Here is a 10,758-nt window from a genome sequence, read left to right on the forward strand (position 1 = left end):
GAACGGCAGCGAGGCGGATTGGGTCGCCGAAGTCGCACCGATCTTTCACAACGCCGTCGCCGTCATCGAGAACCTGTTCGACCCGGAGACGGTCATCCTCGGCGGGCTGGCGTCCACCGACCTGCTCGAAATGCTGGCTGGTTCGGCCGGAGGCCTGCACAACTCCGTCTCGGCCCGCAAGGACCGCACGACGCCCAGGGTTGTGGTCGCGCGCGGCGGACAGCATTCCGTGCTGCGCGGCGCCGCCGCCCTTGCGGTTTCCGGGGTGCTGTCACCTCGCTTCGGGCAGATGTTCGCGGCCGAACGCGAACGCGAGCGCGACCTTCTCAAAGGCAGGGAGATTGCGGCATGAGTGAACCCCTGCTGGTGCTCGACAACGTCACCAAGAACTATGGCGCGATCGAAGCGCTCAAGGGGATCAGCTTCTCGATCGGCAAGGGCGAGGTCGTGGCGCTGCTGGGCGACAACGGCGCCGGCAAATCGACACTGGTGAAGATCATATCGGGCGGACTGGAGCCGACCTCCGGGCGCATGCTGTTCGAGGGCAAGGAATTCCTTGCCAAATCACCAGCCGAGGCCAAGGCGGCCGGCATCGAGACCGTCTACCAGGATCTCTCGCTGTGCACCAATGTCGACGTGGTCGCCAATTTCTTCATGGGCCGTGAGATCACACGCAAGTTTCTCGGCATTCCCGTGCTCGACGAGCGCGCCATGGAAGCCGTCGTCGGAAGGGCGCTGGCCAATGCCGGCACCCGCATTCCCTCGCTGCGGGCCAATGTCGAGCATCTCTCGGGCGGCCAACGGCAAGCCATCGAGCTCAACCGTTTCGTGCACTGGGGCGGCAAGCTGGTGCTGCTCGATGAACCGTTCGCCGCCCTCGGCGTCGAACAGACACGGCGCGGCCTCGACATGATCCGCCAAGTGGCGAACCAGGGCATCGGCGTCGTCATCATCACCCATATCATGCAGCAGGCTTTTCAGGTCGCCGACCGGATCGTGGTGATCCGCCAGGGCGTCGTGGCCGGCGATGTCGCACGCAATAAAACAAGTCCCGATGCGGTGATCAACATGATCACCGGTGAGACGCTTGCCGGTGCCGGACCGACAGGCTGAGGGACAAAAGAGGGGTCCGGCTTAAGAGGAGCGAACGACATGAAGCGAATACTTCTTGCTGTCTTCGGTATCCTTGCACTGGCCTTTGCCACGCTCACGCCGGCATTCGCCCAGTCCAAGGGTATCATCTACTATATGGTGCCGACGCTGCTGGACGAGTTCCAGACCGGCTCGGTGAGCGCGCTGGAACTGTTCCTGAAGCAGACCGGCTACGAGATGAAGACGCTGAACGCCGACAACAAGACCGACGCCCAGCAATCGCAGATGAACGATGTCATCGCGCTGAAGCCGGCGGCCATCATCCTGGCGGCAGTCGACTTCAATGCCCTGAAACCGTCGATCGAGGCGGCCCGGGCCGCCGGCATCCCGGTGGTCGAGTTCGACCGCCAGATCACCTCGACGCCATCCGACTTCACCTCTGTCGCCGGAACGGTCGAGATCGGCTACGTAGCCGCGGACCAGGCCGAGAAGCTGCTGAAGGCAAAGCACGGTTCGGTGAAGGGCAAGGTGCTGCAGGTCCTCGGCGACCCCGGCGACCCCTATACGCTCGACATCCAGAAGGGCTTCGAGGAGAAGATGAAGGCGTTGCCGGACGTCAAGATCATCTCGCTTCCGGCCATGCAATGGGAAGCCAGCAATGCCGGCACAATCGTTGCCGACCAGATGCTGGCGAACCCCGACATCGACCTGATCTTCAGCCATGCCGCGCACCTGTCGGTCGCCGCCGTCGCCTCGCTCGAGGCGGCCGGCAAGAAGCCGGGCGACGTCATGCTGATGAGCTCGAACGGCGCTCCGGTCGGCCTCGACCTGATCCGCAAGGGCTGGCTCAACGCCGAAATCGAGCAGCCGCTCTACGCGCAGGCCGCGGCTGTCGCGATGTTCATGGACAAGATCGTCAAGAAGCAAGAAATCAAGCCCGGTGAATACGACGTGCTCGGCTTGAAATCGACCGTGACCAAGGAAGCCTGGGGTCCGAGCATCAAGATCCCGGGTGACGCCATCACCAAGCAAAACGTCGACAACCCGGCCTTCTGGGGCAACCAGAAGCCGCCGACGGACACCGTCAAATCGGTCGAATAGTCATTGAAAGCGCTCCGGGCCGTTACGGCCCGGAGCCTGCCCTTTCATGACGCCGCGTCCAAAAGACGCCGTGGCGAATTTGAATCCGCGCCCGAACCCGACGAAATCGAATTGATTTCGCGGGGCATGCGCCAACCGGATCAGCCCATGAACCCGCGCACACGCAAAGCCCTGGAGTTCGTACTCGACAACCTCGTCTGGTTCATGCTGCTGTTCGTGCTGGTGGTCTTCTCCATCTTCGTCCCGAACTACTTTCAGCTCGGCATCTTCGCCAACATCATCGAGGCTTCCAGCGTGCTCGGCGTCATGTCGATCGGCCTGGCGCTGGTGATCATCGCCGGCCACATGGATCTGTCGGTCGAATCCGTCGCAGCGCTTAGCGCCATGGCGGTCGGCATCCTGTTCTGCTCGTCGGGCATCGGCATGGGCGTGCAACTGCATCCCGAATGGCTGATGGTTCCGGTTTCGCTGCTGCTGGCGCTGGCCGTCGGCGGTCTCATCGGCGCCTTCAACGGCTATCTGGTGGTCAAGGTGAAGATGAGCGCCTTCATCATCACGCTGGCGTCCTACATCTGGGTGCGCGGCCTCGTGCTGGTCGTGTCGGGCGGCCGCTCGGCGCAGGATCTTGCACCGGCCATCCGCTGGTTCGGCATCCAGCGCCTTGTCGGCCTGCCACTTACCGCCTGGATCGCGGTTGGCTGTTTCGTGGTCTTTTCGCTGATCATGGCCAAGACGCCGTTCGGCCGGCATCTGGTGATGATCGGCGGCAACGAGACGGCGACCTTCCGCGCCGGCATCCGGGTGAACCGCAATCTCATCATCGCCTTCGTGCTTGCCGGCGCGATTGCCGGCCTTGCCGGCTGGCTGCTGGCGATCCGCACGTCGGGCGCCACCGCCAATCTCGGCGTCGGCCTGCTGTTCAACGCCTTCGCCGCGGTCGTCATCGGCGGCGTCAGCCTCAAAGGCGGCGTCGGCACCCTGCCCGGCGTCTATGCCGGCGTGCTGCTGCTCTCGGCCATCAACACGGCGATCAATTTGATGGGCCTGCCGGCCAATTTTACCCAGGTGATCCACGGCCTGCTGGTGCTGGCGGCCGTGCTGCTCGACGCCTTCAAGCAAACCATTCGCCAAAGACTCGCATGACAGGACGGCTCGCATGACCAATCGGTTACAAGGCAAGGTAGCGCTGATCATCGGCAGCGCCCGCGGCATCGGCAAGGGCATCGCGCTACGCTTTGCCGAGGAAGGCGCAAGGCTGGTGCTCGCCGACACCGAGGCCGATGCCGGGCAAGCCACCGCTGACGAGTTGGGCGTCCCCTTCATCCGCACCGACATCTCGCAAATGAGCGACGCCGAGGCCGCCGTGGCGCTGGCGCTGAAGCAGCATGGCCGCCTCGACATCATCGTGCAGAATGCCGGCATCTATCCCTGGCAACTGATCGAGAATACCAGCGCCGACGACTGGGACCGCGTCATGGCGGTCAATCTGCGCGGCACCTTCAATGCCAGCCGCGCGGCCCTGGTGCCGATGAAGGCGCAAGGCTTTGGCCGCATGCTCTACACCTCCTCCATCACCGGCCCGCATGTCACCAGCCCCGGCCACGGCCACTATTCGGCCAGCAAGGCCGGCATCAACGGCTTCATCCGTGCCGCCGCGCTCGAATTCTCCGGCTACGGCATCACCGTCAACGGTGTCGAGCCCGGCAACATCCTGACCGAAGCCATCGAGCTGCATCGCGGCGCGGCTTACATCAAGAACATGGAGGACTCCATTCCGCTCGGCCGCCTCGGCAGCCCGCGCGACGTCGCCAACGCCTTCCTGTTCCTCGCCTCCGACGATGCCAGCTACATCACCGGCACGACCATCGTCGTCGATGGCGGGCAGTTGCTGCCGGAGGGCAATGATTTTCGACTGTTGCCGCCGTGATTGCAGCATCTACCGAACGACTCGGTTCCGTGTCTTGGCAACAGTTTGAATGGACTAATGGAATGGTGGGCGATGACGGGCTCGAACCGCCGACATCTTCGGTGTAAACGAAGCGCTCTACCAACTGAGCTAATCGCCCGCTCCGGGCCGGACCTTTAAGCGGTCAGGGTCCGCTTCGCAAGGCCAAATGAGCGCAGGATGCCCTGGTTGGATGCCGGTTTTGCCAACAAAACGCCGGCTGTCAAAAAACCTTCTCCTGTTTGCTGTTATGCTGTCCTGTCACGCTTGACACCCGGTGGCGAACCCCTTATCCAGCGCCCCAACGACGAACACGGCTGACACGTGTTCGCCATGCGCGGGTGTAGCTCAGTTGGTTAGAGTGCCGGCCTGTCACGCCGGAGGTCGCGGGTTCGAGCCCCGTCACTCGCGCCATTTATTTCAAGGGGTTAGCTACCGCCCCTTGAAAAGTTTCAACTCTCATTTTCCGGAGAGTTTCAACTTTTTGTATTCATTCCGTTCCTGACCAAGCAGTTTCCTGCCTTCGCGGCGGCTGGCATCGGCGGAACGGACGGCTGCCAGGTTGACCGGCATATAGGTCTTCTGCAGCGCCTTGTTCTCATCGATCGAATTACCCATCTTGGCCGAGATCGCCTCGACCGATGCGCCGCCGGCGTTGGCCTCGACCGCGCCCGAACGCCGCATGTCCATGAGCCGGCGCTTTTCCCCAGCCCCGAACACCAGTTTGCGCAGGTCGGCGAAATCGTCGACGAGCGAGTCCTTGGTGTAGGGCACGCCGGCGCGCGGCCGGCCGCCCTTCGGTCCCGGTTCAAAGCCGCGCGAGCGGAAGATCGGCGCATCGTCGAGCAGCGTGACGCCGAGCGATTCGATGTAGGCCAGCACCAGGCGCTGGGTGCGCGGCGACAGCGTGCCGAAAGCCGCCTCGCCGCTCTTGGTGCGCGCGATGAGAAAACCCCATTCCTGCGCCGTCTGCATCGCCTGCGCCGGGGTCAGCGTGCGCACGTCGACCGGCGAGAAGCTGGTGTCCCACGCGACGGCGATGATGCAGGCGAGGCCGCGGTAGCCGGCGCGCCAGGCGCCCTTGACCATGCGCACCACTTCGCCTTCCGTCCACGTCTGGTGACGCGGCGGCGGCGTCTGGCGGCGGATCGCCTGCGAGGGGTCGGCCTTGGGCGGGCACAGCTTCATTCCGGCCATGACGTTGTAGAGCGACCGCCACGTCTTCATGGCGCGATAGGCGATGTCGACGCCCCTGACGCGCAGCAGGCGGCCATACCAGTCGTCGAGCAGCTCGAGCGTGATGTCGGCCGGCGGCAGGTCGGCGAAGTACGGCTCGATGAACGTCCAGCCACGTTCCCAGTCTTCACGCGTGCGCGGCGGCTTGCGCTTCCAGGCATCCATCTTACGATAGCGGGTAAAGGCGTCGCCGATCGAATCCTTCGGCCAGACATGCAGGCGCGGCGGCTCCCTGCCCTTGCGGAATTCCTGCCAGCGGTCTTCCCATTGCCTGGCAATCGCCCATGCATCCGGCCCATCCGTGCCGCAGGAGATGCATTCGAAGCCCGCCTCGACCATCTTCGGCGTCGGAAGCCAGTAGCCGTACTTGCCCTTGCGGATGACGTAGTGCTTCAGCTTGATCTTAGCCAAGGGTCGCCAGCCTCGCTCTTGCGATTTCGGCGCTAGACTGCGCGCCGGATCCTGATCCGGCAAGGCCAGAGCGCTTGTCCTGCCATGCGTCGATCGCCACCAGGTCGTAATTGCCGGTGATCGGGCAAGCCCGTGGAAAACCCTGATGCTGCAGCGCCGGCAGCAATTCCATGAATTCCGGCAGCGTCAGGTGCAGATAGCGCGCCGCCTTGATCGCCGGCACCAGGCGCGGCTGCACTGGGAAGCGGACGGATGACGGTTGTGGAGCATGAGTCTGTGTCATAGCAGGCTCCCCTGTCTTGGCGCTGCCTTTAACACCGGCACGGCATTGAGGTTGTCACGCCATCTGAAAAAGCCGAGGGCGCCTTTGACGGGGATGAACTCGTCAAGCAGCTCGACGTTGCGCAGAACAAATCCATAGCGACCGAAGAACCACGGGCTGGCGCTTTCAGCGACGCAATCGACTATGTCGACCGTTCCGACGATGCCGCCCCGCGGCAGTTCCTCGAATGCCGGCAGCATCAAGCCCGGCTTGAAAGGGTGCGTCAGACTAATCTCATGGATTGTGGCGAGGCAGTCTTCGTACTCGTCGCGCGTCATGCCCTTGGCGGCATGCAGACAGACACGGCCCCTGATCTTCGTCGGCCAGTCGCGGTTTTCGATATCCTTGCCACAGTGCATCATCGCCCATGGCCATGGCTGGCGGACGGAAATGGCGAGGTCGGGAAGCTCGATCATAGCAGCGCTCCCTGCTTTGGATCAGCGGGCCTTGCGCCGGCACCGAAGCCCTTGGCGCGAAGCTCCGCTATCTGCTCGAGCTTCACCTGGTCGCCTTTCAGCCGGGCGGTGTGCTCGACCGGGCCATATTTATCTGTCTCGATCGCGCCGGCTGCGACGGCCAGAGCACGCTTCGATTGAGCGATGTCGAAATGCTCCCACGTTGCATCCATGCCGGCGACGCCAAGCCCGGCCGGGCGCTGGAACCACTTGCGCTGGACGCCGATGCGGTCCGCCATGGCGAACAGTTCTGCGCGCGTGTCTGCCCACATGTGGCACATGAGAAGACGACCGAATGGATGTTTGGCGTTGTCGACGTAAACGCTCATAGCGCCAGTACCTCCCGCAGTTCGGGCATGGCGTTGTGCTCGACGCCGTCGAGCAACCGGCCGGCGGCTTTCTTGCCGACGTGTTCGACGAATTCGGCGCCAGCCTCGGGATAGAGTTCGTGCGGACGCGGCAGATGCGGGTGCGCGGCTAGACAGCGCCACCCCGATCGCGGGTTCCCGTAAGCAAGCTCTGGCGTCGATGGGCGCCACTCTCCCCACTGCTTGAAGAAAAACGGCACGCCGGCCGCTGCGCACTGCTCGCGGATTGACCGCGCCCAGGCCGGGTGCATTGCGCGGCTCTTATGACCGCTCTCGCCGCCGACTATGATCCAGTGGAGGCGGACGCCGGTGTCTGGCATCTCTTCGTCTGGCCTATGGCCATCGACAAACCAACTCCCGCGCAGCGCGTCGAGGTTAGGGAAGCCATACACCTGCTTGTCGACCGGAGGGCGCATGCGCGTAAAGTCGATTGGCCCAAGCAACGGCTCGGCGGAGACGAAGCGGATTGCTGCCGGCGTCGCCAGCAGATCCGGGATGCGCTCGTCGGCTTCCTGCTGGCGCTCGGCGGAGACGCCAAGCCAGACGTTCGGCAGCGGCATACGCACCGCATGCATTGCAGCATCGAAAACCCCGTCAGGATCCGTGCCGCCCCATAGATGAGCCGCAGCTTTGCCGACGATATCATCGCGGTTTGGAAGACTTCTTATGTATGACCGCATCCGCCTCGCGCGCTTGGTCAGCACCTGGAAGGTGTGATGCGGCGCCAGCGCCATGACGGCGAACACCTTGTCGATCCAGTCGTCGGGAACGTTCTCGTGGAAGAGATCGCCCATGGAGTTGACGAAGATGCGGCGCGGGGCGCGCCAGGCCAGCGGCTCCAAGACGATGTGGTTGGGCGCCATGGCCAGCTTGCCGGTCCAGATGGTGTTGCCGTTCACCTTGCGCGTCGTGCCGTTGTAATGCGGCGCGCCGGTCTGGCCCTTGGCCTGCAGCGCCTTCGTCATCGCCTCGATACGGGCGGCCATGCCCATGGCGTAGCAACGCGTACAGCCGGGCGAGACGATGGTGCAGCCGACGACAGGATTCCACGTCGCGTCGGTCCATTCGATGGCGGATTTGTCAGCCATCTCAATCCACCGTCGCAGCGTCGTTGCGTTCGAGCCATTGGGCTCGATTGTCGCCGAGGCGGCGATCCATTTCGGCTTCGCTCTCCGGGTGCAGATGCAGGTCGTTGACCAGCCGCAGATAGACCTGCGCCCACCAGCTGCGGATTACCTCGTCGGGATGCTTGAAGCCGACAATCTGAACCGCATGCAGGAAGTGCATCTGGAAATGGTGCGGCAACTCGTCGAGTGAGCGCAGATAGTCACCGACGATCTTGTCCATCGGCCCATACCATTCCTTGTATACCGGCCTGACCGTTGCCTCGTAGCTGGGGCCGGTGAACGAGCCGCCGTTGCGTTCGGCAGGGTCGGTCAGCGCCCGGCCGTCCATCGCCGAGAGCAGGACGCATCGGCGAAACCAGCGCAGCATGAACTTGCACGGATGATACTTGCCTATGCCGTCAGGGCCGCGAATAGCGGTGAGCAGCACGGTCTGCTGCATGAAGCTGATGCCTTGCACCCAAGGCTGCGTGACGGACTGGTTCATGAGCGCATTCCCACGTAAATCAGCCCTGCGCCGATGGCGCGGTGCCGGTGATGAAGAGGCCGAACAGCAGGCGCAGCATGCGGGTGTCGCTGCGGTCGGTGCAGTCGTCGCCGCAGCGGCATTCGGGAAAGTTCGGGCAGCGCACGCGGGGCTTCATCAGCGCAGCCCCACGGCGACGCTGACGAAAGCCAGCGCGAAGGTGAAGGCCGATGCCAGCGCGAGGCGTGTGTGCACGTTGGCCAGGGTGGCGCAGGCGCGGTCGAAACCGCCCTGCCCCAGTTCGGCCAGGATCTGCGATGGTTTCTGGCCGGCCATAAGCTGGCGGGAAATCCACGCTTCCATCTCGGCGGACTGGCCGGCCACCGCGATCAGACGTTCGGCGACGGTTTGCATGGCCGTCAGTCCAGCCTGTGGACGGCGCGCGACTTGGCGAGGTCCGCCGCTTCGTGGCCGTGTTCCTCGATCTGGGCGCGGGTGAAGCTGGAATGTTCGGCCAGGCTGTCGGCGGTGACCGCCGTGCCGTTCATGCCCATTTCCAGCATCTTATCGGCCATCAGCTCGACGATGCCTTGGGTGAAGACTGCGGGGGAAGTGGACAGCGAGCCGATGGGCGGTTGCTGGAAGGTGATCATAGGACTATCCTTTCTCGTTGGGGAAAATGCTGTGGGGGGGAACTATGGAGGGCGACACCAAGACTTGCCCGGAGTGCGCGGAAACAGTTCAGCGCGACGCGCGCATCTGCCGGTTCTGCCGGCATGACTTCGCCGGCAACGCGACGCGCGGACCTCCGGATGCGCCGGCAAAGAAGGCGCTCTCGAAATGGTTCATTATTCCGGCTCTCGCCGTGCTGGTGTGGGTTGGCCTGCACAAGGGCGGGAACCAGGCGGAAGCGCCGAAGGTCGCGGGCGCCGACATTTGCAAGGGCTGGAACGGCCAACAGGTTCTGGATCAGGCCAGGGACGCCGGCATCATTCGAGATATCCGGCATAGCAGTATCGGGGCAATCAACGGTGCGTTTGTCGAAGTGGTCACGGCGCGATGGACGCTGGTCGGTACCAAGATACACGTCGGAATCGCAATGGCGGCCTATTGCCAGGTCGCCGCGGCCGACGGCACCGGCGTGGCCATGGTCAAAGGCAGCCTCGAGGAAGACCTCGGCTCTGTCGTTGACGGCAACTGGATGAGATAGCGACACGCCATGCCTCCATCGCGGGATTGCGAGTGGAGGTGACTATGCACATTGCATAATATCAAGTCAAAGGAAATTATACACAGAGCATAATTCGGCTTAAGCTCTCAATCTGAGTTGCCCCTGGATGCCGCCCTGCTTTTCGATGCGCCGGATAGCCGTCGCCGGGAAATAGGTGAAAATTTCGCCGACCCATGCAAGATGCACATTCTCGATGGCGGGTGCGTTCCACGAGATCAGGTTGACGCCGGTGGTGCCGCGCAGGATCGTCTTGATGAAGCGGCGGCCGTCAGTCGTGCGCACGGCTGCTTCCTCACCAAAGAAGCTTTCGGTCGACCTGCGCTGTTCCCTATAGACAATGATGATCACGCCGTTGCGAAACTGCGGAAGCATCGAATCACCCCGCACTTGCAACGCGATCATGTCGGCTGGCAGGGGGAAAGGAACCTCTATCTGTTCCATGCCCTCTTCCGGGACCTGTTCGAAATCCGGCTCAACCTCAGCGCCGGCGCCGACGTAGCCCATCAGCGGCACCAGCGACGGCATCGCCTCTGGCGCTTCGCCACGGCCGGTCAGAAGCCAGTCGATCGAGACCTTGAACCGACGCGCATATTGCGCTGCGGCCTGGTTGTCGAACGCCCGATTGCCATTTTCGTGCGACGCATAGGTCTGATAGGGGATGCCTAGCGAGGTTGCCGCCTCGCGCACGCTTCGGAAGCCGGCAGCGAGTCGGGAAGCCTTCAGTCTGTCGTGGATTTCTTCAGCCATGATATGCACTCTGAGGAATTTCATTATGCGCAGGGCATTGACAGGTGAGTATGCGTTGCGCATAACTGCGCGCCATGAACATCGCCGCACCGATCACTGGAGAGTCCGTCAAGGCCCTGCGCGCCAGTCGCAAGTGGACGCAGCAGCAGCTGGCGGATGAACTCGGCGTAGACCAGGCCACCGTCTCCCGGATCGAGACAGGTTCCGAGCCGAGCCGCCCTGTGAAGCGTTTGCTCGAGCGGTTGATCGCCAACCCGGCA

The 10,758-nt window shown here is 63.3% G+C and carries 16 protein-coding genes, 2 tRNA genes and 1 pseudogene; 8 read left to right on the top strand and 11 right to left on the bottom strand.

The window, feature by feature from the left end; all coding sequences use genetic code 11:
* From EN984_RS08790 to EN984_RS08810, 5 genes and pseudogenes are all read left to right on the top strand, one after another.
* Positions 1-352, top strand: a pseudogene (locus EN984_RS08790) (ROK family protein); the annotation flags it as partial.
* Positions 349-1,113, top strand: a complete 765-nt coding sequence (locus EN984_RS08795) for an ATP-binding cassette domain-containing protein (RefSeq protein ID WP_127268132.1) — start codon at positions 349-351, stop codon at positions 1,111-1,113. The pseudogene EN984_RS08790 and the gene EN984_RS08795, both read left to right, overlap by 4 nt.
* 39 nt (positions 1,114-1,152) lie before the next feature.
* The gene (locus tag EN984_RS08800) at positions 1,153-2,193 is read left to right on the top strand and encodes a sugar ABC transporter substrate-binding protein (RefSeq protein ID WP_127270911.1); all 1,041 of its coding nucleotides are present in this window, start codon (positions 1,153-1,155) and stop codon (positions 2,191-2,193) included.
* A 147-nt stretch (positions 2,194-2,340) separates the two neighbouring features.
* Positions 2,341-3,336, top strand: a complete 996-nt coding sequence (locus tag EN984_RS08805) for an ABC transporter permease (protein ID WP_013532177.1) — start codon at positions 2,341-2,343, stop codon at positions 3,334-3,336.
* A gap of 13 nt (positions 3,337-3,349) precedes the next feature.
* Positions 3,350-4,120 carry an SDR family NAD(P)-dependent oxidoreductase gene (locus EN984_RS08810; protein WP_127267956.1) on the top strand — a complete coding sequence of 257 codons (771 nt, stop codon included), beginning with the start codon at positions 3,350-3,352 and terminating at the stop codon, positions 4,118-4,120.
* Between the two features lie 63 nt (positions 4,121-4,183).
* Here the strand turns inward: EN984_RS08810 and EN984_RS08815 are convergent.
* Positions 4,184-4,259, bottom strand: a tRNA-Val gene (locus tag EN984_RS08815).
* Between the two features lie 216 nt (positions 4,260-4,475).
* On the opposite strand from EN984_RS08815, the gene EN984_RS08820 reads away from it, so the two are divergent.
* Positions 4,476-4,552: transfer RNA gene (locus tag EN984_RS08820), tRNA-Asp, on the top strand.
* A gap of 45 nt (positions 4,553-4,597) precedes the next feature.
* Here the strand turns inward: EN984_RS08820 and EN984_RS08825 are convergent.
* From EN984_RS08825 to EN984_RS08860, 9 genes are read right to left on the bottom strand one after another with little or no spacing between them, the layout of a single operon-like run.
* Positions 4,598-5,785 carry a hypothetical protein gene (locus tag EN984_RS08825; protein ID WP_127267955.1) on the bottom strand — a complete coding sequence of 396 codons (1,188 nt, stop codon included), beginning with the start codon at positions 5,783-5,785 and terminating at the stop codon, positions 4,598-4,600.
* A complete protein-coding gene (locus tag EN984_RS08830) occupies positions 5,778-6,068 on the bottom strand; it encodes a hypothetical protein (RefSeq protein WP_127267954.1) in 291 nt (96 codons plus the stop codon). The genes EN984_RS08825 and EN984_RS08830 overlap by 8 nt, the downstream gene beginning before the upstream one ends.
* Positions 6,065-6,523: an ASCH domain-containing protein gene (locus EN984_RS08835; protein WP_127267953.1), complete on the bottom strand. Its 459-nt coding sequence runs from the start codon at positions 6,521-6,523 to the stop codon at positions 6,065-6,067. Before EN984_RS08835 ends, EN984_RS08830 begins: the two co-directional genes overlap by 4 nt.
* Positions 6,520-6,891, bottom strand: a complete 372-nt coding sequence (locus EN984_RS08840; RefSeq protein ID WP_127267952.1) for a DUF4031 domain-containing protein — start codon at positions 6,889-6,891, stop codon at positions 6,520-6,522. The genes EN984_RS08835 and EN984_RS08840 overlap by 4 nt, the downstream gene beginning before the upstream one ends.
* Entirely contained in the window at positions 6,888-8,018 is a 1,131-nt protein-coding gene (locus EN984_RS08845) for a phage Gp37/Gp68 family protein (protein WP_127267951.1), read from the bottom strand. The genes EN984_RS08840 and EN984_RS08845 overlap by 4 nt, the downstream gene beginning before the upstream one ends.
* Position 8,019: 1 nt before the next feature.
* Positions 8,020-8,541, bottom strand: a complete 522-nt coding sequence (locus EN984_RS08850; RefSeq protein ID WP_127267950.1) for a hypothetical protein — start codon at positions 8,539-8,541, stop codon at positions 8,020-8,022.
* Between the two features lie 19 nt (positions 8,542-8,560).
* Complete coding sequence (locus tag EN984_RS37620) at positions 8,561-8,698, bottom strand: hypothetical protein (RefSeq protein WP_164748670.1); 138 nt, start codon at positions 8,696-8,698, stop codon at positions 8,561-8,563.
* The gene (locus tag EN984_RS08855) at positions 8,698-8,934 is read right to left on the bottom strand and encodes a hypothetical protein (RefSeq protein ID WP_127267949.1); all 237 of its coding nucleotides are present in this window, start codon (positions 8,932-8,934) and stop codon (positions 8,698-8,700) included. The genes EN984_RS37620 and EN984_RS08855 overlap by 1 nt, the downstream gene beginning before the upstream one ends.
* Positions 8,935-8,939: 5 nt before the next feature.
* Entirely contained in the window at positions 8,940-9,173 is a 234-nt protein-coding gene (locus EN984_RS08860) for a hypothetical protein (protein ID WP_127267948.1), read from the bottom strand.
* Between the two features lie 44 nt (positions 9,174-9,217).
* Between EN984_RS08860 and EN984_RS08865 the strand changes: the two genes are divergently transcribed.
* Positions 9,218-9,730: a zinc ribbon domain-containing protein gene (locus tag EN984_RS08865; RefSeq protein WP_127383703.1), complete on the top strand. Its 513-nt coding sequence runs from the start codon at positions 9,218-9,220 to the stop codon at positions 9,728-9,730.
* A gap of 99 nt (positions 9,731-9,829) precedes the next feature.
* Here the strand turns inward: EN984_RS08865 and EN984_RS08870 are convergent, their stop codons facing one another.
* Positions 9,830-10,498, bottom strand: a complete 669-nt coding sequence (locus EN984_RS08870) for an XRE family transcriptional regulator (RefSeq protein ID WP_164748671.1) — start codon at positions 10,496-10,498, stop codon at positions 9,830-9,832.
* A gap of 74 nt (positions 10,499-10,572) precedes the next feature.
* Between EN984_RS08870 and EN984_RS08875 the strand changes: the two genes are divergently transcribed.
* Positions 10,573-10,758, top strand: a 186-nt coding sequence (locus tag EN984_RS08875; RefSeq protein WP_164765413.1) for a helix-turn-helix transcriptional regulator, incomplete at its 3' end; no start/stop codon positions are given.

The sequence above is a fragment of the Mesorhizobium sp. M7A.F.Ca.CA.004.12.1.1 genome (assembly GCF_003997835.1).
In the GTDB taxonomy this organism is placed as follows: domain Bacteria; phylum Pseudomonadota; class Alphaproteobacteria; order Rhizobiales; family Rhizobiaceae; genus Mesorhizobium.

What these genes read in the sequence shown, in the direction of transcription:
- EN984_RS08795 (WP_127268132.1), top strand. Translation starts at nt 349, where the DNA reads ATGAGTGAACCCCTGCTGGTGCTCGACAACGTCACCAAGAACTATGGC.
- EN984_RS08800 (WP_127270911.1), top strand. Translation starts at nt 1,153, where the DNA reads ATGAAGCGAATACTTCTTGCTGTCTTCGGTATCCTTGCACTGGCCTTT.
- EN984_RS08805 (WP_013532177.1), top strand. Translation starts at nt 2,341, where the DNA reads ATGAACCCGCGCACACGCAAAGCCCTGGAGTTCGTACTCGACAACCTC.
- EN984_RS08810 (WP_127267956.1), top strand. Translation starts at nt 3,350, where the DNA reads ATGACCAATCGGTTACAAGGCAAGGTAGCGCTGATCATCGGCAGCGCC.
- EN984_RS08830 (WP_127267954.1), bottom strand. Translation starts at nt 6,068, where the DNA reads ATGACACAGACTCATGCTCCACAACCGTCATCCGTCCGCTTCCCAGTG.
- EN984_RS08835 (WP_127267953.1), bottom strand. Translation starts at nt 6,523, where the DNA reads ATGATCGAGCTTCCCGACCTCGCCATTTCCGTCCGCCAGCCATGGCCA.
- EN984_RS08840 (WP_127267952.1), bottom strand. Translation starts at nt 6,891, where the DNA reads ATGAGCGTTTACGTCGACAACGCCAAACATCCATTCGGTCGTCTTCTC.
- EN984_RS08845 (WP_127267951.1), bottom strand. Translation starts at nt 8,018, where the DNA reads ATGGCTGACAAATCCGCCATCGAATGGACCGACGCGACGTGGAATCCT.
- EN984_RS08850 (WP_127267950.1), bottom strand. Translation starts at nt 8,541, where the DNA reads ATGAACCAGTCCGTCACGCAGCCTTGGGTGCAAGGCATCAGCTTCATG.
- EN984_RS37620 (WP_164748670.1), bottom strand. Translation starts at nt 8,698, where the DNA reads ATGAAGCCCCGCGTGCGCTGCCCGAACTTTCCCGAATGCCGCTGCGGC.
- EN984_RS08855 (WP_127267949.1), bottom strand. Translation starts at nt 8,934, where the DNA reads ATGCAAACCGTCGCCGAACGTCTGATCGCGGTGGCCGGCCAGTCCGCC.
- EN984_RS08860 (WP_127267948.1), bottom strand. Translation starts at nt 9,173, where the DNA reads ATGATCACCTTCCAGCAACCGCCCATCGGCTCGCTGTCCACTTCCCCC.
- EN984_RS08865 (WP_127383703.1), top strand. Translation starts at nt 9,218, where the DNA reads ATGGAGGGCGACACCAAGACTTGCCCGGAGTGCGCGGAAACAGTTCAG.
- EN984_RS08870 (WP_164748671.1), bottom strand. Translation starts at nt 10,498, where the DNA reads ATGGCTGAAGAAATCCACGACAGACTGAAGGCTTCCCGACTCGCTGCC.